Here is a 24,468-nt window from a genome sequence, read left to right as displayed (position 1 = left end):
AGTTCATAAGTGTTATCGCATCGGAGGGACCGTCTTGGCATCATTTGCAGGATCGAAATCAGCGGCTTCGGATCCGGGAACCAAAGCCGTATTGCCCGTTCTTTTTACCATAAGCCTGGTACATATGCTGAATGATTCCATGCAGGCTGTCGTGCCGGCGCTGTATACGATTCTGGAAGAATCGCTGAATTTATCGTTGGTACAAGTCGGGTGGATCGGCTTCATGCTTAACATGACATCATCGGTGATGCAGCCCGTTGTCGGCGCGTATTCGGACCGACGGTCGAGGCCGAGTATGCTGCCGATCGGGATGGGGTTAAGCCTCATCGGAATGGTGGGCATAGCCTTCGCACCGCAATTCTGGTATCTGTTGATCGCAGTCGTGTTCATCGGGCTGGGTTCGGCGATCTTCCACCCCGAGGGCTCAAGGGTGGTGTATTTCGCGGCCGGGGGCAAGCGCGGCTTCGCCCAATCGGTCTACCAGGTCGGCGGGAATGCGGGAAGCTCGCTAGCCCCGCTCATGACGGTGTTCATCTTCGTACCCCTCGGTCAATTCGGCGCCATCTGGGGGACGTTGTTCGCGGGATTCGCAATTGCCGTCCTGCTAGGGCTGCTGCCATGGTACAAACGCAAGCTCGCGGAGTGGGAAGAGACGCGCAAGGTGTCGGCTGCAGGCAAGGCCGGCTCGACGTTGATCGAAAAAATGAGTCATCCTCGCGTGAAATTCGCGATGGGAATGCTCGTGTTCCTCGTATTCGCCCGTTCTTGGTACCATGCGGGGATCAGCAGCTTCTATCAATTTTTCCTGAAGGAGCACTACGGCTTGACAACCCAGCAAGCGCAGATTCCGGTATTTCTGTTTCTCGCGGCGGGCGTGCTCGGAACGTATTTCGGCGGGGTGCTGGCAGATCGGTTCGGGCTTAAAAACATGATCGTCTTTTCCATAGGGGGCGCTGCCCCGATCGCGCTCATTCTCCCGCACCTCCCTTTGTTCTGGGTATATCCGGTTATAACGGTGCTCGGCTTCGTCGTCTTGTCGGGCTTCTCGGTGAGCGTCGTGTATGCGCAGTTCCTCATGCCCGCCAACGTTGGGATGGCCTCGGGTTTAACGACGGGGTTGGCTTTCGGAATGGGAGCCATCGGCGGGGTTGCGTTGGGTAAAGCCGCAGACGTATTTGGTTTGCCGGACGTCATGCTATTCTGCAGCTTCTTGCCGCTAGTCGGACTCTTCGCTCTCATGCTTCCATCCGACAGGGCTAAGTAATAATTCGAAAAACCCTGTAGGTTGCCAAATGGCAGTCTGCAGGGTTTTTCGTTCCGGTCACATGCAATTTTGCTCAACGTCTACCCGATCATTGTAGACGGTTACCATCGAACGTCCGGATAGCGATTCCGTATATCCGCAAACGACGGCTTCCTTAGTATCCCCTCTGGAATCGGTATATTTGAGGTAGATGGCGCCTTCTCCGGTTAACCGCAGCTCGGGTTTGATTTTCGCTTTCGCGCCGGCGTTGATCTTCTTATCGTATAGATCTTTGGAAGCTCCCGATACGATCCCTGTTTCCACGCTCACGAGATCATAGTCCGACTTGTTGCTTATCGTGACGGAGAACCGCCCTGCAGGATAAATTTCCGTTAAGTTCTTCACCCATTGGTAGAAAAAAATAAGCAGCACGATCAATAAAGCGACGGATAGCCAATATCTACGAGAGATTCTCATGACCGTTTAAATGTCCCTTCTCAGCGCGCGAAGGACATCGATGCGCGTAGCCCGTTTAGCCGGGCGTGATCCGGACAGCAAAGCAACGCCAAGGGAGATCAGGAATGCGATTGCGGCCAAGTAAGGCGGGATCAAGGAGAAAATGAAATCTTCGGGAACCCTCTCTTCCATGAAACCTTCGATGACTAGCGGAAGCCCGATATTGACGGCAATAGAGATGACGTATGCGACGGCGGTACCGATGATTGCGCCGAGCAATCCGATCATGCTGCTTTCCAGCAGGAAAATGCGCCGAATCGTGGAAGGGTGGGCTCCGATAGCCTTCATGATGCCGATATCCTGGGCGCGTTCCGTAACGGCCATCGTCATCGTGTTGAAAATGCCGATGGAAGCGATTAGTACCGCAATGGTACCGACGAATCCTAGCCCGATTTTCATAATAAGGAAGACCAGGTTAACCTGCTTCAGCTCGTTCGCGATGGAGTGGCTGTAGTAGCCTTTCTCGCGTATTTCCTCGGCAATGCCCTTCACGTGGTTGGCGCCGTCGGCAATGGCTTGAACGGAATTGTATTGGCGCGGGTCCTGGAGTCCAAGAGGTTGATTGCCATTTGCGGAATCGGGATTGTCTTTGTCCGCGGGTAGGAGCATGGCTCCCCACTGAGTTTGGGTGAAGCTCTCTATCCGGGTCAAGATTTCGTTGCCGATATAGACAAAGGTATCCGTTTCCCATTCTCGGCTCGGCTTTTCGCTAATTCCGACAATCGTAACCGGTATCGTCGCAGTCTGTTCGGTGCCGTCTTCCGCAAGCTGACGAACCTGCAGGCTCATGACTTTGCCCAGCCACTCTTTCGCTGGAGGTGTATCGGCCTTCGGTTTGTTTCCTTCTCCTTCGCTCGCGCCTTCGCGCGTCTCGCGAATGTTGAAACCGATGACTACCTCATCCGGCTTCTGCGGAAGACGTCCCGAGCTTAACCCGAATCCGGCTTTGGTTTCGGCATCGAAATCGACATTAACGGTTCCGTTACTACTAGCCGCTGCTCCATCAACTGTAGGATTTAGCGGCTGCTGTACGTAGTTGCGGTAAGTGACCGCTTTGACATGGTCGACAGAGCGCAGGTACTCGATGTTCTTCGCGCCGATGACCCGATCAACCTCGTTCTCCGATTCTATGCCGTATATATCGATAGCCGTAACCATTCGGTCTACCACCATTTGGTCCACGATACTCTTCTGCAATCCGAATCCGACGGAAGCCAGGACGATAAGGAACGTACATCCCATTGCCGTTGCTAATACCGTCATGAAAAGCCGGGTTTTATTCTTCTTCATGTTCTGCCGGACGAATCGGAATTGGTCAGTGAATTTCATGCGCGAATATTCCTTCTTTCTTATCGGCGTTCAATAGGTACCCGTCTTTAAGCGAGACCGTTCTATGCGCGATGGAAGCCACTTGCTCGTCGTGCGTAATGAGGACGAACGTCGTCCCGCGATCCTGGTTCAGATGCTGGATAAGGGAAAGCAATTGGCGTTCGTTGTCGCTGTCCAAGCTTCCGGTAGGCTCGTCCGCAAGCACGATGGGCGGATTCAATATCAACGATCTTGCTACGGATACCCGCTGCTGCTGTCCGCCGGACAATTCGCCCGGGTAATGGCCGGCATATTCGGCCACGCCGACCTGCTCCAAGAGTTCCATGACGCGTTTCTTGCGCTGGGTGACCCCGATTCCTTTAAGAACGAGAGGCAGCTCCGCGTTCTCGAAGGCGGTCATGCTCGGGATGAGCTGGAAGCTCTGGAACATGAAGCCTAGATGGGCCAAGCGGAAATTCGCCCACTCCCCTTCGCTCAAGGAGGTTACTTCTTGATCTGCTACGCGGATAGTCCCGGAAGTAGGCCTGATATATCCGGACATGAGGTTAAGCAGTGTGGATTTGCCTGAGCCGCTCCGTCCTACGATGGCGACGATCTCGCCTTGTTTTACATGCAGATCGATGTCGTGGAGCACGGGGACGACTCTTTCCTTGCCTTTTTTGCCGATGGCGAATTGATGGTTCACTTGAATCATTTCGATCATGGGTACTCCTCCGTTCTTCTAACCATCATTATAATGGCTCATTCATTAATTATTTGGAAATAACTTCTGAAGAATTTCTTAAGATTTAAACTAAAAAACACCAGAGGACTAATCCTCTGGTGTTCGATCAAGATAGAGATGCGTGACTTCGGTAGTATCGCCGCTTTCCTTCTCTATTTCGGTTGCTTCTGCTTCAAGGGCGTTATGGGTATCCATGCCCGGAGCGATCGTGGGCTCCTGAGCTTTCTCTTGGACCATGCGAATATCCTCCTATTTCTGGTGGTTATTCTCGGCAAATCGATTGATACCCTTCGTTCTGTTCGATCTCTTGAAGAATATCGGGCATTTCATCGTCATCGGACATGTCGGCGGCAAAATCGGCTACTTGTGCATCATAAGTCTGGTTCTCGTCATTTGGAATGTTATCGGTCAATGGTAGGTCTCCTTTTATTACTTAAGCATTTACCAGCTCGGGTGTTTTAATCTGCAACGGCGGTGGGATCAGCCATCCCTTGCCCTTATTCATTTCCAGTAACCGGACGCCCAATGCTGTCTTTGCGATATGGTATTTGGCAAAAAGGGCTGCGACATCTTCACGTATAGAAGAGCTCATCACTTGGCTGCAGGTAACAAGTCCGATCGAATTATCCATGGATATCGCCGCCGCGATTTCCGGATCGCTAAATCTTGCTCCAACGGGGATATCCTCTAAATTTGCTTTCGGTTTATCGGGTAATGCCGGTGCCGGAATAATACCATTATCGTTAAGCAGCTTATCGCATTCTTTTTCCTCATGCTTCGCCTCATCGATCAAGTCTTTAATTAGCTGCTTTAAATCTTTGTCGCCGGCATGGTTAAGGTAGGACTGATAACAGGAGACAGCGCCTTTGGATGCCAGAGAAAAGTTCCATACATTAAAAATCTCGCCATAGTGCAAAGGTTCGTCTTTCGGATTACCGCTCAGAATTCCCACGAAAAAAAATTCCTCCTTTATAGTTGAATCGACTGTATTGTGCCCGCCAACGTGCTGCCTATTCGATGTTCCAATTTGATATGTATTGATCATCTTTTAATGCACTTAGGTTTTGAACAAAACTGTCGGTTTCCGTTCCAACTTCCCCAGTAACAATCTACGCATCGTTGCGGCTGTCTTGCTGGTTTTATTTCTGGGAATGTTACTGCCATCTAACTCACCACCTTGAAGAAATGGACGCTTTATAGATTTTCCAGGGTTCGGGAATAACATTCAGCAAACGTTCAGAGAGCAGCATCGACCAAGCCGTGAAAGACGGCAAGCTGACTCAAGAGCAAGCGGACAAGCATCTGGCGGAGGGTTGCCGTTATGGCCGAGAAAATCGTCAATGGCAATGGTTTCGGCGAATTCCGTCATCATGGCGGAGGTAAGGATCGGGGCTTCGGCGGCGAGAAACCGACTACGGAAACCGAAACGGAAACGGCGGAACCTTCCGCTGCTTCATAAGTTAGAATAACTATAAAAAAGACTTGCTGAACTTCTCATTACTGTTGAGAGAAGTTTCTGCAAGTCTTTTTAGATTAAGACATAGATTCAAGCTGCCGAAGTCAGTCTGATCTCAATGCCCGAGGGATCTTTCACGAGCCAGATTCCTTCCTGCTCGATCAAGGAAATTCCGGCATCCTTGATTCTGCCTAGCGTAAGCTCCAATTCGGCGACGGTAGGCAGTACGATCGTGTAGAAATCAAGTCCAGTACTGTTCGCCGGAGGTAGGGGCGCTCCGATGCCCGCCCAGATATTCATCCCGATATGGTGGTGGTAGCCGCCGGCGGAGATGAAATAAGCGCCCATCATTTCGGAGGCGTCCGCTGCCATGTCGAATCCGAGAATATCGCAATAGAACGCCCTAGACTTAGGCAGCTCGCTTACGTGCAGATGGATATGCCCGAGAATGGTTCCCGCGGATAATCCCGTCCAAGGTTTATCTCCCGCAAGCTGCAGGAGTCCTTCGATATCGACGGGGTCGGAGGCCATGACGTAATTTCCTTTCACGTCCTTCCTCCACTCCGATCGAGGGCGATCGCGATAGATCTCGATACCGTTATGGTCCGGATCCGCAATATAAAGAGCCTCGCTTACCAAATGATCGCCCTGTCCGACAGGGATGCCCGACTCGATTAGCTTACGCAAAGATAGCCCGAGCTGTTCTCGGGTAGGTACGAGAATGGCGAAGTGGTACAATCCTGCAACTGATCTTCTAGGTGCGGCGGCGGCATTCGGGATCTCCTCGAGTATGAGGAAGGTGTTTTTCCCGTCAACGGTTAATCTGGCGATTTGCCCCTCCTGGCTCAGCACTTGAAAACCGACTACTTCCCTGTAGAATTTAACCGAACGTTCCAGATCGCTCACCTTAAGTTTAAGCAGACCTAGGACGGTATCCGCATGTATAGATTGGGACATTTTAAATTCCTCCTTAATGAATTTCTACTTACTTGGTATAAGTAACTATACAAATTTTACTATAGAAAGTAAATTATAATATTGTTAGCCTATCCACTCTTCCGTGCTCATACCATTACAATAACGAGCATTTTCGGGGGGAGGCATTCGGATGGCCAGTAAACCGTTGGCACTGCAGCAAGGCGACACGGTCGGAATCGTAACGCTAGGCAGCCCTCTTGCGGCCGAAACGATCAATGCGCGGGTTGCGTATTTAAGATCGATGGGGCTTAACGTGATATTGGGACGTTACGTGTATGCGGAGAACGGATATCTTGCCGGAACCGATCAAGAGCGGGCGAAGGATTTAATGGCCATGTTCGCGAATCCGAACGTAAGGCTGATCTTGCCTTCGCGCGGAGGAGTAGGCGTTGCAGGGATATTGCCTTATTTGGATTACGATTATATTCGCCGGAACCCCAAGATTATAAGCGGGTACAGCGATATCACCGTGTTGTTGAACGTTCTCGCGCAATTCTCGGACATCGTCACCCTTCACAGCCTCTTGCTTATTGATTTCAAACCGGAGACGCCTCCCTATAACTTCGAACGGTTTTTTAACGCGACTTCTTCCATTATCGTTCCTCGAAGCATCAACAATCCGCCTGGAAAACCGCTTATAGGCCGAGTACCGGGCATCGTAAGCGGACCGATCGTCGGCGGAAACCTGACTTCGTTAGTAGGTTCGCTAGGAACGCCGTTCGAAATCGATACGAGAGGGAAAGTCCTATTTCTCGAGGAAGTCCATGAGCCGGTGAATACCGTGTATCGATACGTGGAGCAACTGAAGCTCGCGGGTAAATTCAGGGATTGCCGAGGAATCATCATGGGCGAATGCACCGGATGCACGGAAGCTTACGGTCAAACTTACGACGATCTCATCGACGACTTCATCGTGCCGCTGGGTAAACCGTTGATCACCAATCTTGCCTCGGGACACGGTTTGTACAAAGCGGCCATACCTATCGGCGCTCTCGCGAATTTGAACGCCGCTAACGGAACGATTGCGTTACTTGAACCGGCGGTACGATATTGACGTGTGCGTATGCCATGTTATTTTGAAAATCCAATTAAATGATTTACACTTGAGGAGACAACACGCGGTCTCTTTTGATTGCGTTGCAGTATTGGAAAAATGGAAGGTGGGAATGGATATTGTCTATCGTTAGCGACATTCTGGAGTATAATCAACAATTCGTAGAGCAGAGAAAATACGAGAAATATTTAACGGACAGGTTTCCGGAGAAGAAGGTCGCCATCTTAACTTGCATGGATACACGTCTGGTAGAGCTTCTGCCCAAAGCGCTAAACTTGCGAAACGGGGATGCCAAAATCATCAAAAACGCAGGCGCGATCTTGACTCAGCCGTTCGGCAGCGCCATGCGGAGCATTCTGATCAGCATACACGAGATGGGCGTGCAGGAGGTGCTCGTTATCGGGCATCACGGCTGCGGAATGACTCAGCTCGATTCGGCGTCGTTGGTGGAAAAGTTCAAGAAAAACGGGATATCGGACGAGGTGATCTCCACCCTGGAGAACTCGGGCATCCGCATGGATCGTTTCTTGAAGGGCTTCGATTGTCCGGAAGACGGCGTTCGGCATAGCATCGAGATGATCCGCAAACATCCGCTTGTTCCGTCCTTCATTCCCGTACATGGCTTCATCATGCATCCCGAAACGGGAAGACTTGAGTTGATATGCGATGGTTACGGCACCGCAACCTGATTCAATTGGGCATAATAGGATAATGAACTCAGTAGATTATGAAGCCGAAGCAATGATGGAGGAAAGAGTATGAAACGTTCAATGATTACATGGCTAGTGGTCGGCGCGATCGTATTGATCGTGATTTTCTCGGCCGTAGGATCCTATAACGCTTTAGTGTCGTCGGAAACGGCAGTGGACAATAAGGCGGCGCAGATCGACACGCAGCTTCAGCGACGCGAGGACGTGATCCCCAATCTGGTCAAAACGGTCAAGGGATACGCGGCTCACGAGAAAGAGGTATTCCAATCGATCGCGGACGCACGAAGCAAGTTGGCCGGCGCGGGTACGACTGCGGAAAAAGCGGACGCGAACGCCGAACTGGAGGGTGCGCTTAACAGATTGCTGGTTATCGTCGAGAATTATCCGAATCTTAAGGCGGACGCGCAATTTACTCGGCTAATGGATGAGCTTTCCGGAACGGAGAACCGAATCGCGGTCGCGCGCCAAGACTACAACAACTCCGTAACGAACTATAATACAAGAATCAAAAAGTTTCCGGCCGCGATCTACGCGTCCATGTTCGGTTTCGAGAAGAAGGACCTCTTCAAAGCGGCACCGGGCGCGGAAACCGTGCCTGACGTACAGTTCTGATCATGGCAAGGCTAAGGTTGAACGCTAGATGGATGGTCCTGCTCGCGGCCCTGTTTCTCATGATCCTGCCTATAACTGCAGGAAACGCATTGGCACAGGGAGATACCCGCTACGGCGTTTACGTTCAGGATGAAGCCAACGTCATCTCCGCGCAGACGAAAGCGGCGCTTTACGGCCGTGCCCTATGGCTTCATGACAAAACCGGAACGGCACAGGTTGGCGTAGTCACGGTAAGTTCGTTGAACGATCGAACTCTCGAGGATTTCGCCGTTTCGAAATTCCGGGAGCTGGGGCTCGGCGACAAGGAACGGAACGATGGCGTACTGTTGCTATACTCTGCATCCGACCGGCATGTGCGAATCGAGGTTGGTTATGGGCTCGAGGGGCGCATAACGGACGGTAAAGCCGGGGCCATCTTGGATCAATATTTCGTCCCGAACAGGGACGCAGGCCAGCTTGATCTCGCGTTTTCCCAAACACAAAGCGCGATCGTGAACGAGGTCGCAGCGGAATACGGCTTGGATGCGTCGGGAATCGCGGAGGAAGGCATGCCTCCTCTTGACGGGAATAGCGGCGGCGGTTTTTTCGCCGGCATGCCAGGCTATATAAAGGTGCTGCTGGGGCTGGGCGTCGCTTTTCTTATCTTCCTTGATTTCAAGTTTACGGGCGGCATGATTACCTTCTCCATAATCAATTTGCTTGGAAGAAGGGGCGGCTCGGGAGGAGGAGGTTTCCGCGGCGGCGGCAGAGGCGGCGGCGGTTCTTCCGGAGGCGGCGGAGCAAGCAGATAAAGAATACGAGATAAAAGAAGACCAATATGAGTCCGAATCCTATGAATCGACGGATGAGGTACTTTAGGTGGAAATAGAGCGGCTGCGCCGCTTTAAATCGACGGATGAGGTACTTTGGGCGGAAATAGAGCGGCTGCGCCGCTTTAAATCGATGGATGAGGTACTTTGGGCGGAAATAGAGCGGCTGCGCCGCTTTAAATCGACGGATGAGGTACTTTGGGCGGAAATAGAGCGGCTGCGCCGCTTTAAATCGACGGATGAGGTACTTTGGGCGGAAATAGAGCGGCTGCGCCGCTTTAAATCGACGTACGAGGTACTTTGAGGGGAAATAGAGCGGCTATGCCGTTTAAAATCGAAGGATGGTGTCTCCGACCAACTAAATACCCGCGCCAGGAACGCTTATTTCGCCGGAAGTACCTCCTACCAACTAAATACCCGCGCCAGGAACGCTTATTTCGCCAAAAGTACCTCCCGCCAACCAAATACCCGCGCCAGAAACGCTTATTTCGCCAAAAGTGCCGGTTGGAGTGGATAGCGTGGGAGGACGTGCAAAAAAGAGGACCGTCAATTTCCAACGGTCCCCTTTATTACAGCTTACCAGTATCGAACGAGTAGGTCGATCGGATAACGGCCCGCATTGCGACCATATAGCGCAAGTCCGCCCGTTAGCGCCGGGATTTCATCGCCCACTTCAAGCCGCAGGTTGAATCCGCCCGCGCGGGTAATGGACGGTATCAGTCGGCTAGGTACCGAAACCTTATACAAATAACCGTAAGATCCGGCTTCCTCGAGTTTGGTATCCCTCTGTTGATAATGCCAGGACAGCACGCCGCGGCTATCCGCCGGATCGTCTAGCAGATTAAGAGTGTCAACCAACTCGCCGTTGATCGATACTGTGGCTCGGGACGGCTTCTTGTTGTCGTCCGTCATATAGTAGGTGCTCGGGTTTAACTCCGGATCGGGCGTGTAGCCGCTCATGAAATCCAGATCGATCGCTTTCTCGACCGATTTTTCCCTATCTTTAACCAGAATGACTTTAGCGCCTGCTTCGAAGACGATCTCAAGGTTGCTTAGTGGGTTAGAGACAGCCTCGGCGGGCAGCTTGATTTCGTATTCCACGAAACCTTCCGAGCCGCCGTTAATCTTGTTATCGTTCAGCGCATGCCATGCGTACGACCATTCTTGGCGCGAATATTGATGGACAGGCACCGATAACCATTGGCCTTCAAGATCGTAAGAGCCGTTGGAATCCCCGCTGCGAACGTCGAAAGTAATAAAATTGCGGGTAATCGCTTTTCCTTGTCCGTCCCGTAAAGCGACCGCGAACACGGCTACCGAGTCGAGTGCCGGCATGTTTACTTTTACGGCATCCAATGCAACGACGCCATATCCACCCCAAACGATAGATTGCGACCCTTGCGCGGTCACGACTTTGCTGCCGAATTGATCGTGCCATAGCTCCCATTCCAATTGCAAGGACTGCCCGTGATAGCGATCGGAATAGCTGGAACGCAGCAAGGCGATCTCGACTTGCTGTCCGACTTTTACCGTTTCGCAAGGGGGCGCGTCGATGACGATGAAATCGGGAGAGTGTAGGTCCGCGACCGACATGCCCGGAACGAATGCATCATAGCCGAAGTCCTTATCCGAACCGTCGATACGGTAGTACCCATTGTATTCGTTGACGACATCGTGGAATTCCGTAAAGATGAATCCGCACATTTTGTCATGGCGACGCAATTCGTTAATCATGTAGCGGTATTGCCAAGCGAGGTCGCTGTCCCCAGCGCTGCCTTCGATTCCCCACACCGCGCCGCATTCGCTGTTCATAAGCGGGGCGTCGGATTGCACATTGCCTCCGATGTAGTTGAAATCGGAGCCCGGGAACGTTTTATCCACCACCTCTTGAACATGCTCGCGCAGAATCTTGTAGCCGTTTTTATAGAAATGCCAGGTATTCAAATCAGATTCCACGTGATCCCAGTTACATGGGGAGTTATCCTCGACCAAACGCGTCGGATCTTCCGACTTGGCCCAACGATAAGTCTGTCGGACCCATTCCTGCGTTTCGGGGAGGAAACTCCTTACTTCGTCGCGGGTGGTGAATAATCCCCATGTTTCGTTAAAAACGACCCAAGAGATAATGGACGGATGATTGTAATCGCGATTAAGGATTTCCCGGGCTTCCGCTTCATACGCAGTGCGCGCGGTTTCATCCGGCTCGCCCCAGAAGCAAGGCATGTCTTCCATGACCAAGATGCCAAGCTTGTCGGCCCAATACAGCTTTCTGGGTTCTTCGGGTTTAATATGGATGCGAACGAAATTGAGGTTCAATCTCTTGAGTCGCCAGATTTCATCCTGAAGCTCTTCGTCGGAAGGCGCGGTAAAATGCCCGACCGGATAGAAGGCTTGATCCAGCGTTCCGCTTAAGTAAACCGGCTTACCGTTCAGCGTAATCCAGCGATAGCTTTTGCCATCGAACCGGCCGGAGCCGATCTCGCGAATTCCGAAATAAGTTGCGATCGAATCCGATGAGCCGTTCGCCTTCAGAGTGATCGTTCCTTCATACAGGAACGGATCTTCGGGACTCCAATGACGAGGCCCCTCGACTTGGAAAGTAACGCTAAACGAGTTGCCGCCTGCTGTCAGCCGAAGCGCGGCTGCATGCCGTACGCGTCCTCCGTCAAACTCGAAGCTTAACGTCGCATCCGCTGCTCCGCTTGCTTGAACAGTGCCCGTAATCTCGATCGTGCCGTCCAGTTTCGTGATGAAACGCGCAGCTTCGATATAGTTTGGCGACCTAGTTTCCAACCAAACCGTCTGCCAGATGCCGCGGGTTTCGCCGTAACCCTGCTTGCCGCGCGTTTGATAGGCATGATCCTGATCCTCCGCGCGAACGACGATCCGATTGTCGGCATCGGCTTTCCATACATTCGTGACGTCGAAGGAGAATGCGCCGTAGCCTCCGGTATGGGTACCGACCTGCTGGCCATTCACCCAAACGATCGTGCTGTAATCTACCGCCCCGAAATGCAGGAACAGCTTTTCTCCGGAAACGATTTCATTGTATTTCACGTTACGGCTATACCAAGCGATGCCCTTCCGGTTCTCGCCGATTCCCGATAGCGGGCTTACCCAAGAGAAGGGAACGTTGATCTTCGCGCCGGCTATGGATGATTCTCCGTTCTGCCACCGTTCCGATTGACCTTCGTCGTCGAAATCGAACCTGAAGTCCCATTCTCCGTTCAGGTTCATCCATCTGGAGCGTTGCCAATCCGGTCGGGGGTGTTCCGGCCTTGGGATCGTAACCGTTGGTGAAGCGCTGCCTGTAAGAGCCATCTCGACACATCCTTCGTATATAGTGTAATCATAATGATTATTATAGTTATAATATAATATGTATATGATTAACGCAATATTGTTTATGAATTTCATATACCTGATATAATAGAATAATTGGGTTAGCGAATGGAGAGGGCAATGGATGAACGGAGTACCGGAAAATATCAAAAGAATAGCGAAGATGAATGTGCAGGAGACCGCCAAGGCGTTGGCGGGAGATTTGCGGCTCAGAATCATAGAAGCGCTCGGCGATCGGGAGATGAGCATCTCCCAGCTGGCAGAAGAATTGGGCGTGGCACAGCCGACCGTCACCATTAACGTGCAGGTGCTCGAGTCCGCCGGCTTGGTCGAATCGAAGCAGGGCGTTAACCGGGAGAAGATCTGTTATCGAACCTATGACACGATCGTGTTCGACCTTCCGATGAAGCCGGGAGAAGGCCTTCACGGCGCAGAAGAAATTCATATGGCGATCGGGATGTATACGTCTTGCAAGGTAGATTCTCCATGCGGTTTGCTAGGTCCGGATGACATGATCGGCTGCCCGGACGATCCTAGGGTATTCTATGATCCCCAGAGAGGGAGCGCGGAGCTGCTTTGGTTCGGAGGTTCGGGTTACGTGGAGTATTATTTTCCCAACCCGGTTCCGCCCGGGGTCGAGCTTAAGGAATTGCGCTTCAGCGCGGAGCTTTGCTCGGAGGCGCCTGGATTTCACATGGAATGGCCTTCGGACATTGCTGTATGGATTAACAGGAGCCTTGTCGGAGAGTGGACGAGTCCAAGCGACTTCGGAGACCGCAAAGGTGTGCTCACGCCAAGCCGATGGCTCGGAATGACGCAATACGGGAAAATAACGGAATGGAAGGTCGGCCCCGAGGGAAGCAGCGTTAACGATCAAGCGTCTTCTGCCGTGTCATTGAAGGAGTTGGACCTGCATTTTAGCCGGCCGGTCGTCGTCCGCATCGGCGTTCGGGAGGATGCGGCCAACGTTAGGGGGCTCAACTTGTTCGGGGAGCATTTCGGAGATTATCCGCAGGGTCTTAAGCTGACTTTCGTCCATCAAACCTAATCTAACCTAACTGAGGAGAGCCTTCGGGCTCTTTTTTAAATAATGGCTAATATCCGACTTGTTTATTTAATATCGTCCCCTTGTTCATGATGACTTCCGGAATTATGATAAAAGCGCAATGAGATTCGGCAAGAGAGGGGATTGCGTCATGCAAACGATCGCGGTCACGGGCGGCAGCGGGAAATTGGGAGTGTGGGTCGTCGAGGAGCTTGTTCGTCAAGGCTTTCGAGTCGTATCTTTGGACGAGAAGACGTCGGACAAACTAAAATGCAAGCAGATCAAAGTTAATTTATCCGATTTCGGGCAAGTCGTCGGAGCGATCAACGGAGCGGATGCCGTCATACACTTGGCCGCGATTCCGGCTCCGCTAGGATATACGAACGATTACATATTCGCGAACAACGTCAGTTCAACCTTTCATGTACTGGAAGCGGCATCCATTCTCGGCATTAAGAAAGTCGTGACCGGATCCAGCGAATCCGCGTACGGCTTCTGTTGGGCGCCCAAGCCTTTCTCGCCGAACTACGTGCCCGTGAACGAGAAGCATCCGGCATTGCCGCAGGAGTGCTACGGTTTGTCCAAGATCGTTGGAGAGCAAACGGGAGAAATGTTCCATCGCCGTACGGGTATGCAAATTTTCTCTTTGAGATTCTCCTTGATCTTGACGCCGAAGGAGTATTCGCTTTCCTCCATAAGCAAACCAGAGAACTACAAGCGCATTCTATGGAGCTATATCGACATCAGGGACGCCGTCCAGGCTTGTATAGCTTCGCTTCGCAGCGAAGCTGGCGGCCACCGTACATTGAATATAACGAGCGACGATACGCTTAGCGATCGGCCTACCGAACGATTATTGGCCGAGTTCTACCCCGAAATCACGGATCAACGCCGGACGTTTTCCGGAAGGGAAGCGCTCGTAAGCAACGAGCTCGCCAAAAATATTCTGGAATGGAAGCCGGAGTTCTCATGGGAGCAGATTAAAGAATAACCAAAAAGTTTAAGATTGCCCCCGTACAATCTTAAACCGGATTCGGTTATGATTATTCTTGTAAGCGATTTCTTTCCAAGACGGCAGGAGGAATGATGGTATGTTGCGCGCGCTTATCGTTGACGACGAGTTCGAGATTCGGGAAGGCTTGCGTAAACGAATTCCTTGGGGCGAGTACGGGATCGACGAAGTATTCGCCGCGGGTGACGGGGACACCGCGATTGCGATCGCTCTCGAGAAGAAGCCGGATCTAATCGTAACCGACATTAAAATGAGCAGAATGTCCGGGCTGGAATTTCTCGGTGCGTTGTGCCGCGTGGACGATTATCCTTGGAAAGCCGTCGTTATTAGCGGATACGATGATTTCGAGTTGGTCAAGCAGGCCATGCAGCTCGGGGCGATGGATTATATCCTTAAGCCGATCAATACGGAAGAGCTTGGGCGCATCATATGCAAAGCGACCGACCAAATCCTTCGCGATAGAATGGATAAACTCAATCAAGTACAGCTCAAAAACCAAAACCAGCTAGCGGTCCCGAAATTACGCGAAGAATTGCTTCGCGAGATCATAGAGCACGAGTACGATCCTTATCGCGAGACGCGGATCGCGCATCGGTTGCAGGCGTTGAAGCTCGATTGGATGACGCAGCAGCCGATCCTGCTCATGATCGTCGAGGTTGACGACCTCAAGGCGATCACGAATCAGAGAGGTTACTTGAACGAGAAGGAGCTTGTCCTGTTCGGAATCGGGAATGTTGTTAACCAAACGCTTACCGAAGAGTTTCCTTTTCCGTTTGCGCTATTTAACGATTCCCATTCCCGCTGGGTAGCCGTCCTTAGCTGCAGGCAGCAAGATCAGCTCGCCTTAAGCAAGTCGTTAGCCCAGATCAGCCTCCGGAGAATCAATGAATTCGTGAAGGTGAAGGCAAGCATTGGAATTTGCACGGAACAGCGTGAGTTGCAGCGCGTACACGAGATGTTCCTGGATACGGGAGAGCTGCTGGACCAAAAGGTCGTGTACGGAGGAAATCGAATATTTACGGAGCATGGTTTCGAGTTCGACGGCGAGCGGACGGAGCTATCGCTGATGGAGCCAAATGAGGTTCTCGATCTCGTGAGGTACGGTTCGGACGAAGATATAAGGTCTTCCATGGATAAATTCGTAGAGATGGTTCAGGCTTGGGGGCTGTGCAGCCTCAAGGACATCCATCAGCAAAGTTTCAAATGGTTGATGGGAATTTTCCGGGGCGCTTCCGCGGCGGGATGGCCGAACAGAAGCTGGGAACGGAATCCGATCTCCATCTGGGAGCAATTGGAGCAGTTCGATAATTTGCAGTCGCTAAGGGCGAAGGTTGAGCTGTACTTGCTGGACATGGCATCGGATTTCCGCAAGCTTGCGGCGTCTCCGGGTCAGATCGTGCTGGAAGCGGAGAAAATGATTCGCAAGAGGTACTCGGATAACCTTTCCCTTCAAGCCGTGGCAGACGAAGTTCACGTAACGCCGGTTTGGTTAAGCAAGCTCTTCAAGAAGGAAAAAAGGATGACCTTTCTCGAATATTTAACGGACGTGCGAATCACGAAGGCAAAGGAAATGCTAGGAGACGTGCGGCACAAAATTTACCAGATCTCATATCAAGTGGGATACAAGGATCCCGTCCATTTCACGAAGCTCTTTAAGAAGCAGTCCGGACTAACGCCCAAAGAGTTCAGGAAGCAAAGGGGAATCGTTGATGATTAAGATTTCCTTGGGGCTGGCGTCCTCGTTCCGCAACAAGATGATTTTGATTTTCTTTGCCATTACGATCGTTCCGTTCATTATTTTCGCTTATTACTCGTACATGAAATCGATCGAAGGGATCAAGAACGCGAACGCGACGTTCTCGATGAGTTATTTGCAGCAAGCCAAGATGAACTTCGAGACGTATCTCGGACAGCTTAACGATCAAATCAACAACGTGATCGGAAACAAGTCTGTGCAGGATTGGTTGGAGCATGAGCCAAGCAACGGCGACGAGGAAGAGATCTTTGCGGTGAACATGCTGGGATTGGTATACGCGAAGATGCCGCAAATCGACGCGTTGAGGGTACGCGTTTATCCGCTCGATCCTTCCCTCTATCCGACTTACATGAATACGATGGGACTGCCGTCGCAAATCGGCGAAGAGGAATGGTTCCGGACTGCGAAGGCAAGCGTCGTTCCTACTTGGCATTTATCGATGCCGAAAAAAGGTCTCTACGGGAGACCTTTGCTTTCTTATGTCAAGAGGTTCACGGGGCTTTATGACCGGGAGCCTCGGGGGTTGGTCGTAACGGATTTGGCGGAGGACCATCTTAAGCGATTTTTCTCCCCTTCGGAGAGCATGGTCGGACAGAAATTCCTCGTCGTAGGGCAGGACGGGAACGTATTGTTCGATTCGTTCGATAACGAATGGACCGGCGCGATCATCCCGTCTAAGAAATATCTGCAAATACGCGAGAATTCCCCCCAAGGCGCGGAGACGCTCGAGATGGACGGCGACAACATGCTGATCACTTACGTGAAAATGGACAGCGAGCCCTGGACCATCGTCAGCCTGACTCCGCTGCATACGTTGACGCATCCCATGAAGGCGATGAACCGGCTGCTGATTCTTTTCCTTGCCGTGTATCTTGTCTGCTCCGTATTGGTTGTCATCTACATCACGCTTAATTTCACCCACCCTGTCGTTCGGCTTGTCCGCCTAATGAGGAAGCTCGAGGAGGGAGATTTCGAATATCAGGTGCCCCTATCCGGGCGTAAAGACGAGATTGGGTGGCTTTACCGCGGGTTCGGTAGCATGACGAAGAAAATAGAAGGGTTGATCGAGCAAAAGTCGAGGTCCGAGAGAAACAAGAAGGAGCTGGAGTTCCAAGTCTTGAGCCACCAGATTAATCCGCATTTCCTGTACAATACGCTGGAATCGATTCGGTGGAAAGCCGAAAACCATGGGCGCACGGACATCGGGGAAATGGTGTCCGCGTTGGGCAACCTTCTTCGGTTAAGCTTGAACCAAGGCAAGGACATTACGACGGTCGGCCGGGAGGTCGAACAGGTGAAGGCTTATGTGCAAATCGAACAGGCGCGCATGGGGATGCCGCTCAGGGTTCTTTACTTTTTCGACGACGAGGTGCTGGCTCTTCCTTTCATGAGGCTGTTGCTGCAGCCTTTGGTGGAAAATGCGATCCAACATAGCATTAGGGATAATTTCGAGAAGGGAAAAGTCATCTTATCCGGGTACGTGGAAGACGGGGATATCGTCATCGATATTACGGATAACGGCAAAGGCATTCCCCAGACGGTTCTGACGCAGCTCGACTCCGAGAATGCAAGCAGAGGAGGAACCAGGCGGCAAGGAGTCGGTCTTCGAAACGTAAACGATCGGCTTAAGCTCTATTTCGGAAACCATTACAAGCTGCTCATCGAAACCGGAGAAGGTTTAGGGACGAAAATCACGATCCGGCATCCGGTCTTGGATTCCGCCGGGGAAGAAGAGGCGAGGGGGAAAGAGGGGGCTTAACCAAGAGTTATGTTTATGGAAAGGGGCTGTTTCTTTCGGTCTTTAGGGACCGAGGAGGGCAGTCCCTCGCCAAGGCTAAATAACTACCCTCACCGCACCCGAATATCCGCCCGAACCCTCGCCAAGGCAAAAAAACTGCCCTCACCGCACCCGAACATCCGCCCCAACCCTCGCCAAGGCTAATAAACTGCCCTCGCCGCACCTAAACATCCACCCCAACTATCGCCAAGGCTAATAAACTGCCTTCACTGTACTCCAACACCACCCGAACCCTCGCCAAGGCTAAATAACTACCCTCACCGCACCCGAATATCCGCCCGAACCCTCGCCAAGGCAAAAAAACTGCCCTCACCGCACCCGAACATCCGCCCGAACCCTCGCCAAGGCAAAAAACTGCCCTCGCCTCACCGAACATTCACGCTAACCCTCGCCAAGGCCTCGCCGCACCCGACAACCACTCGAACTCTAGCCAAGGCTGATAAACTGCCCTCGCCGAAACCGAACATTCACCCGAACCCTCGCCAAGGCTAATAAACTGCCCTCGCCGCACCCGAACATCCACGCTAACTCTCGCCAAGGCTAATAAACTGCCCTCGCCTCTTAAATCCGAAACCTGACGGTCACGATTTGATAGGGAGTTACGGTGACAGCCCCGTTCAATTCTCCATCCATTTCGTCTTCCAATATGTTGCTAAGGTATGTCTTTCCGTCCTTAGACGCCGAAATTCGTATTTCGCTAGTCGCTCCGGTAACGTTATACCATCTCGCCATCCAATCTCCCCGCTCCTCGTTCGTCTTCAGGTTGGAAAACAGAACGCCTTCCCCATCCCATTGCAGGAACTCGTAACGAAAAGGAAGGATCCCTGAGTGAACGCCGGTTTGGCAAGGAGTCAAGGGGACGGCGAAACGGTGAGCTTCCCGGTATGCGTCTATGCGGTCGTGTCCACGGTGCGGAAGGATCGTCCATTCCGCGGAATACGCGCCAAGGCATTGCGCTTCCGGAGTCGGGAAGACGCCCCAATCACCTAGCTCGCCGACCGCCCGAAGAAGCGTAACGGCAATCGTGTTCCGTCCGTCAAGCAACGTTTCGTATTCGTTTAAGCCTTTTCCTGCTATCGTCAGTCCTCGGTTATCCCCATGAACGTCTACGAAAGCTTGCATGTGTTGGCAGTAGCTCGGGTTCTTCCATTCCTTGGTAGGTGTGGTCTCTCGTTCGGCGACCTCGAAGATCGAATCCGCGAAATGTGTCGAAGCCCGAACGTCCGTCGGATACAAAGCGCGAATCCGATGGTCCTTGGCCGGGTTATCGAACGAGACGCTTACGCGGACGCCTTTGCCTAATCGCTCTAAACTAACCCTAGTAACGATGTTCAGAGTGACGAGTTTCTTAGAACGCCCGGAATTTCGGTCGAGGATGGATACCATCGTTCGGACCTCTTGCTCAAGTAATTCGTCCGCGGATTCCGGGATTTCCATCGTTTGCGCGATTTCCAGAGTTGCGCGGTACGGAGCGTTCTCGACGATCCGAACCTGAGCGGGTTTTCCCTTCGTCGTTAAGGGGATGTCGTCGTCCGGCTGCCTAAAAATATATTCGTTGCCGACGTCCCCGACATCTTCGTAATGCCCCAATCCCTCGAAGAGTTGGCCGCTAACCTTATCGAGCAAAGTAATTCCGCCATCGGCTTCCACCGTAACCCGAAGGCTGTCGTTTTCGATCGTCGCGGGCCCCGTAACCAGCGAACCTCCGTTATCTATCCGTCCATGATCGGAATCGGGAATCCAGGCGAAAGTCGCATAACCCATCGCGGGTAGAAGTCCCGTCTCGAAGGTAATTTTCAACGCTCTGGCCATATATGGCTGCCTGAATTTATCGTCCGGCAAGTCATAACCGAATCTCACCCCCAAGTCCTCGACCTCGAAGTCGACCCTGTCACCCAGATGGTTGATGAGGAAACCGTCCGCATGCGTTCTAAGCCGAACTTCCTCCGCTACTTGAACCGGATTCTCGCTTTGCTTGAAATATCGCCTGGACCACTCGATTTCCAACGTCACGACGGAAGATCCCTCGTAACTGCTCGTATTAAAGACGATGAAAGGCGAAGCATCGCACCCGAACGACTCGAAGGCGGTTGTATCGACCTTTTCGCTAAGGTGCCTTGCGCTTTCTTGAACGATAGCCTTGGCCACCTCCATGCTCTTGGCGAACCGGATCTCCATCTCGCGGTATACCTCGTCGACGCTGCAGCCGCAGATGCTGTCATGAGGATGGTTCTGCATGAGCGTTTTCCATGAATAATGTAGCAGAGCGTGCGGATAAGATTTGCCTTCTCCGAAAGCAAGGGAAGCCAAAGGTTCCGCGACTTTCTCCAAGAGGGTCTGATTTTGTTGGTTCAATTGCTTGATCGGGACCCGAACGGATGCCGTGTTGACCAGGCTGAACCAACCGTCGGTCTTCTGCCCCAGGAGTTCTCCGCGCGTCACGCTCAGCTTAGGCGGAAGGGAAGAAAGAACATCATTAATGTAATCGTCGAAGTTGGAATGAATGAATTCATGCTCCGGATACAATTCGCGGGCGACCCGAAGTGCTTCCGAGAGATCGGTCTGAACGGGCTGATGATCGCATCCGTTCATGAGCAGCAGGTGCGGCGTGGAAGCGTACCGGGAAGCGCTCTCGATCCGATGCTCCCAATAAGATTCGGCTTCCGCGGGATCAACGGGAATTTCCATGCCGTTGTTGTACCAGTTGGCGAACAATATGCCGAGCACCTGCGAGCCGTCGGGCGATTCCCAGATCAACTCGGAGAATGGGGATTCCAGATTGGAATCCTCGCCGACTTGGTTGTTGAAGCCCGTTGCTTTGACTCCGCGGCCGAATACGGCGTTGTTAATGCCGGCCTGCTTAAGAAGCTGGGGAGCCTGCCCCATGTTTCCGAAGGAATCGGGGAAATAACCCAACTTGGAAACCGGACCGAAGCCCGAGGCGTCGCGATGGCCGATCTGAAGATTTCGGACGTTGGCTTCGCTGCTCGTCAGAAATTCGTCCTGAAGTACGTACCAAGGACCCGCCGAAATTTTCTCTTCTTTACATAATCGTTGCAGCAGCTCTCTTTTTTCCGGATACACTTGCAAGTAATCTTCCAGAACGATGGTTTGGCCGTCCAGATAGAAGCTGCGAAATTCCGGATCCGATTCGAAAGTTTCGAGCAACGCGTCCATCGTCTGGATGAGCTTAACGTGGTGGGCTTCGTAAGGCATATACCACTCCCGGTCCCAGTGGGTATGGGAGATGACGTGGATAACCCGTTTCGGCGTGTTCATGGGGGTGCCTCTTTTCTTTGGGTGAAATAGGATATACGCGGTAAGTGTAAGGGAGCGGCCATGTTCGGGACAATGAGAGAATAGCAAACTTTATGGTGCGATCTTGGCGAGCGGAGAATTTCGGGAAAATGGATAGGAATTCCATGGTAAATTATAAGATCGTCTCATATCGCACTGGGGGAGAGTAATTATAAGATTGTTCCAAATGGTGAGTAGATTTATGAAAGCCCTTTCATGAAATCAGGGAACAGGAAGGGAGGTGAGAGGAAAATAGTGCTGCAACCGGTTTAAGCAATCATTAGGGAGGGAGAGGAGGAGCGTCGTCATTCGTTCGTTTCGGAATACGTTTTCCCGAAATGCAAGAATTATCAAACCGAGGAGGGTATTCATTTATGCAAACCTTTAACCCTAGATCCAAAAGAAACGTTATCGTCGTTTGGCTGTTAATGGCAGTTCTTCTTCTTACCCAGTTTACGTTCTCGCCGTCCGTCGCCTCCGCCGCTTCGGCGTTTAACCAGACCGCCGCATCGGAGTTTAGCTCCCAGTCCGGAATCCAGCTCGAGTCTTCCAGCGAAGGAGGACAGAACGTCGCGTTCATCGATAACGGCGATTATATCGCGTTTACCAACGTCGATTTCGGAAGCGGGGCGACATCCTTCCAGGCGCGCGTCGCAAGCAATGCAAGCGGGGGGAATATCGAGATCAGGCTAGATAGCTTAACCGGAACGGTCATAGGCATTTGCGCCGTGCCCGGAACCGGAGGCTGGCAGAATTGGACGACCCAAACCTGCACCTTAAGCGGCAACGCAACTGGAGTTCATACTCTGTATCTGAAATTCACGGGAGGTAGCGGCAACCTCTTTAACATCCTATGGTTCAAATTCGCCAGCGGTCTGTCAGCCTTCAGCCAGATCGAAGCGGAGGCCTATAACAGTCAATCCGGCATCCAAACAGAAGCCTCCAGCGAGGGAGGTCAGAATATAGGATGGATCGATAACGGCGACTACGTCCTTTTTAACGGCATCGATTTCGGCGCCGGAGCTACTTCGTTGCAAGCTCGCGTCGCCAGTAACGCTAGCGGGGGGAATATCGAGGTCAGGCTGGACAGCTTAGGCGGTACCTTGGCGGGAACTTGCCCCGTGCCGGGAACGGGCGGCTGGCAAAACTGGGTCACCGTAACCTGCGCCGTAGCCAACGCGACGGGTATCCACAACGTTTACTTTAAGTTCACGGGAGGGGCAGGCAACTTGTTCAACGTGAATTGGTTTAAGTTCGGCACTACCCCTCCGGTTACCGGAGGAGACGTGGTCGGCAAAATCTTCGCGGGGTACCAAGGCTGGTTTAACGCGGTCGGCGACGGGTCCCCGAATAACGGTTGGGTTCATTGGTCTAAGGACAACAACATTCCGACCGCGAACTCAAACGTGAATTTCGAGCTCTATCCTGATCTCAGGGAGTATTCAAAGCTCTATCAGACGAATCTCGCGAACTTCGGAAACGGGACACAGTCGAAACTATTCTCCTCCTACGACCAGGAAACGGTCAACAAGCATTTCGAATGGATGCAGACGTATAACATCGACGGGGCCGCCTTGCAGCGTTTCGGAGCGGACGAAAGCGATACGCCGAACAATTGGAAGACGAACCGGGACAGCGTAGCTATCAAAGTCAAGAACGCGGCGGAGATCTACAACCGCAAATTTTACGTGATGTACGACATTACGGGAATGAACGCCGGCAATTGGGTGAACGCAATAAAGCACGATTGGACGACGAATATCGTTAACAATATGAACTTGACGGGGTCTGCCGCGTATGCCAAGCAGAACGGGAAAACCGTCGTCTGCATCTGGGGCATAGGCTTTAATGACCGCATCGGTACGGCGGCGGAGCATGCGGATCTTATCAGTTGGTTCAAGAACCAAGGGCTATACGTCATCGGTGGAGTACCGACGTACTGGAGGACGGGGATTAACGATTCCAAGCCAGGCTTCATGAGCATATATGAATCCTTAGACATGCTATCACCCTGGTTCGTAGGACGCTTCGGGCTTGGTGGAATCAGCGACGTGGACAATTACTCAATGAATCAATACGGGCCTGATTTTGCTTATACGCAGCAACGTAATATCGTCTATCAGCCGGTTATCTGGCCGGGTTTCGCATGGTCCAACATGAAGGGGCAAAAGAGGAACGAGATCCCGCGGTTGCACGGCGATTTCATGTGGAGGCAAGCTTACAACATGAAGAATCTAGGCATTAATACCGGATATATCGCGATGTTCGACGAGTATGACGAAGGTACTGCCATCGCCAAGGCTGCGGAGAATAGCTCGATGATTCCGACCGATCAATATTTCTTAACCTTGGACGCGGACGGCGTGGCCGTCTCGTCGGATTTCTACCTCCGGCTGGCTGGGGACATTAACAGGCTGTTCAAAGGGCAGATTCCGATAACGGTAAATCATCCGACAAGTCATCAGTAACTTTGTTTAGAGGCTCCCGGGTTAGCAAAAGCGCCTGGGAATCCAAATACCCGCGCCCGGAACGTTTATTTCGCCAAAAGTGACTCTGACTAGCCAAATACCCGTGCCAGGAACGTTTATTTCGCCAAAAGTGCCACTGACTAACCAAATACCCGCGCCAGGAACGCTTATTTCGCCAAAAGTGCCTCCGACTAAACAAATATCCGCACCAGAAACGCTTATTTAGATCAAGCCGTCCAGCACAGGGCGGCTTTTTAGCGTGAGCTCCTAACCAATGTTCGACCGTGAAAAAGCAGCTTCGGGAGTGCTGAAAAAGCTT

Annotated in this window: 21 protein-coding genes; 12 read left to right on the top strand and 9 right to left on the bottom strand. The window is 52.1% G+C overall.

Annotated features, from left to right (window positions below):
* Window positions 1-34: 34 nt before the first annotated feature.
* The gene (locus tag E2980_RS05385; protein ID WP_420808608.1) at window positions 35-1,264 is read left to right on the top strand and encodes an MFS transporter; all 1,230 of its coding nucleotides are present in this window, start codon (window positions 35-37) and stop codon (window positions 1,262-1,264) included.
* A 57-nt stretch (window positions 1,265-1,321) separates the two neighbouring features.
* On the opposite strand, the gene E2980_RS05380 is transcribed toward E2980_RS05385, so the two are convergent.
* The 6 genes from E2980_RS05380 to E2980_RS05365 all read right to left on the bottom strand — a co-directional run bounded on the left by E2980_RS05380 (window position 1,322) and on the right by E2980_RS05365 (window position 4,764).
* A complete protein-coding gene (locus tag E2980_RS05380; RefSeq protein ID WP_135151119.1) occupies window positions 1,322-1,720 on the bottom strand; it encodes a hypothetical protein in 399 nt (132 codons plus the stop codon).
* A gap of 6 nt (window positions 1,721-1,726) precedes the next feature.
* Complete coding sequence (locus E2980_RS05375; protein ID WP_135151118.1) at window positions 1,727-3,088, bottom strand: ABC transporter permease; 1,362 nt, start codon at window positions 3,086-3,088, stop codon at window positions 1,727-1,729.
* Window positions 3,075-3,791 (bottom strand): ABC transporter ATP-binding protein, encoded by a 717-nt coding sequence (locus tag E2980_RS05370; protein WP_135151117.1) that lies wholly within the window; start codon window positions 3,789-3,791, stop codon window positions 3,075-3,077. Before E2980_RS05370 ends, E2980_RS05375 begins: the two co-directional genes overlap by 14 nt.
* A 108-nt stretch (window positions 3,792-3,899) precedes the next feature.
* A complete protein-coding gene (locus tag E2980_RS24080) occupies window positions 3,900-4,049 on the bottom strand; it encodes a hypothetical protein (RefSeq protein WP_167746989.1) in 150 nt (49 codons plus the stop codon).
* A gap of 25 nt (window positions 4,050-4,074) precedes the next feature.
* A complete protein-coding gene (locus E2980_RS24075; protein ID WP_167746988.1) occupies window positions 4,075-4,224 on the bottom strand; it encodes a hypothetical protein in 150 nt (49 codons plus the stop codon).
* Window positions 4,225-4,245: 21 nt separating this feature from the next.
* Entirely contained in the window at window positions 4,246-4,764 is a 519-nt protein-coding gene (locus E2980_RS05365; RefSeq protein ID WP_135151116.1) for a DUF3231 family protein, read from the bottom strand.
* Window positions 4,765-5,133: 369 nt separating this feature from the next.
* On the opposite strand from E2980_RS05365, the gene E2980_RS24070 reads away from it, so the two are divergent.
* Entirely contained in the window at window positions 5,134-5,271 is a 138-nt protein-coding gene (locus E2980_RS24070) for a hypothetical protein (protein WP_167746987.1), read from the top strand.
* A gap of 87 nt (window positions 5,272-5,358) precedes the next feature.
* Here E2980_RS24070 and E2980_RS05360 read toward each other — a convergent pair whose 3' ends face one another.
* Complete coding sequence (locus E2980_RS05360) at window positions 5,359-6,225, bottom strand: VOC family protein (protein ID WP_135151115.1); 867 nt, start codon at window positions 6,223-6,225, stop codon at window positions 5,359-5,361.
* A gap of 151 nt (window positions 6,226-6,376) precedes the next feature.
* On the opposite strand from E2980_RS05360, the gene E2980_RS05355 reads away from it, so the two are divergent.
* From E2980_RS05355 to E2980_RS05335, 5 genes are all read left to right on the top strand, one after another.
* Window positions 6,377-7,300: a S66 peptidase family protein gene (locus E2980_RS05355; protein ID WP_135151114.1), complete on the top strand. Its 924-nt coding sequence runs from the start codon at window positions 6,377-6,379 to the stop codon at window positions 7,298-7,300.
* Window positions 7,301-7,419: 119 nt separating this feature from the next.
* Window positions 7,420-7,989 carry a beta-class carbonic anhydrase gene (locus tag E2980_RS05350; RefSeq protein WP_135151113.1) on the top strand — a complete coding sequence of 190 codons (570 nt, stop codon included), beginning with the start codon at window positions 7,420-7,422 and terminating at the stop codon, window positions 7,987-7,989.
* Between the two features lie 69 nt (window positions 7,990-8,058).
* Window positions 8,059-8,622 (top strand): LemA family protein, encoded by a 564-nt coding sequence (locus tag E2980_RS05345; RefSeq protein ID WP_135151112.1) that lies wholly within the window; start codon window positions 8,059-8,061, stop codon window positions 8,620-8,622.
* A 17-nt stretch (window positions 8,623-8,639) separates the two neighbouring features.
* Window positions 8,640-9,413, top strand: a complete 774-nt coding sequence (locus E2980_RS05340) for a TPM domain-containing protein (RefSeq protein ID WP_167746986.1) — start codon at window positions 8,640-8,642, stop codon at window positions 9,411-9,413.
* A 67-nt stretch (window positions 9,414-9,480) separates the two neighbouring features.
* Entirely contained in the window at window positions 9,481-9,735 is a 255-nt protein-coding gene (locus tag E2980_RS05335) for a hypothetical protein (protein ID WP_135151110.1), read from the top strand.
* Window positions 9,736-10,007: 272 nt separating this feature from the next.
* On the opposite strand, the gene E2980_RS05330 is transcribed toward E2980_RS05335, so the two are convergent.
* Complete coding sequence (locus tag E2980_RS05330; protein WP_135151109.1) at window positions 10,008-12,752, bottom strand: glycoside hydrolase family 2 protein; 2,745 nt, start codon at window positions 12,750-12,752, stop codon at window positions 10,008-10,010.
* Window positions 12,753-12,897: 145 nt separating this feature from the next.
* Between E2980_RS05330 and E2980_RS05325 the strand changes: the two genes are divergently transcribed.
* From E2980_RS05325 to E2980_RS05310, 4 genes are all read left to right on the top strand, one after another.
* Window positions 12,898-13,821: an ArsR/SmtB family transcription factor gene (locus E2980_RS05325; protein ID WP_135151108.1), complete on the top strand. Its 924-nt coding sequence runs from the start codon at window positions 12,898-12,900 to the stop codon at window positions 13,819-13,821.
* Between the two features lie 148 nt (window positions 13,822-13,969).
* Window positions 13,970-14,809: an NAD-dependent epimerase/dehydratase family protein gene (locus tag E2980_RS05320; protein ID WP_135151107.1), complete on the top strand. Its 840-nt coding sequence runs from the start codon at window positions 13,970-13,972 to the stop codon at window positions 14,807-14,809.
* A gap of 100 nt (window positions 14,810-14,909) precedes the next feature.
* Complete coding sequence (locus E2980_RS05315) at window positions 14,910-16,547, top strand: response regulator transcription factor (protein ID WP_135151106.1); 1,638 nt, start codon at window positions 14,910-14,912, stop codon at window positions 16,545-16,547.
* On the top strand, window positions 16,540-18,345 hold the full coding sequence (locus E2980_RS05310) for a cache domain-containing sensor histidine kinase (RefSeq protein WP_135151105.1): 1,806 nt from the start codon (window positions 16,540-16,542) through the stop codon (window positions 18,343-18,345). Before E2980_RS05315 ends, E2980_RS05310 begins: the two co-directional genes overlap by 8 nt.
* Window positions 18,346-18,945: 600 nt before the next feature.
* On the opposite strand, the gene E2980_RS05305 is transcribed toward E2980_RS05310, so the two are convergent.
* Complete coding sequence (locus E2980_RS05305; RefSeq protein WP_135151104.1) at window positions 18,946-21,663, bottom strand: alpha-mannosidase; 2,718 nt, start codon at window positions 21,661-21,663, stop codon at window positions 18,946-18,948.
* A 392-nt stretch (window positions 21,664-22,055) separates the two neighbouring features.
* On the opposite strand from E2980_RS05305, the gene E2980_RS05300 reads away from it, so the two are divergent.
* On the top strand, window positions 22,056-24,149 hold the full coding sequence (locus E2980_RS05300; protein WP_135151103.1) for a carbohydrate-binding protein: 2,094 nt from the start codon (window positions 22,056-22,058) through the stop codon (window positions 24,147-24,149).
* Window positions 24,150-24,468 lie beyond the last annotated feature (319 nt).

Source organism: Cohnella luojiensis (assembly GCF_004564235.1).
In the GTDB taxonomy this organism is placed as follows: Bacteria; Bacillota; Bacilli; order Paenibacillales; family Paenibacillaceae; genus Cohnella; species Cohnella luojiensis.
The sequence above is the reverse complement of the archived record's forward strand: the minus strand, read 5'-3'. Positions and strand labels throughout refer to the sequence as shown.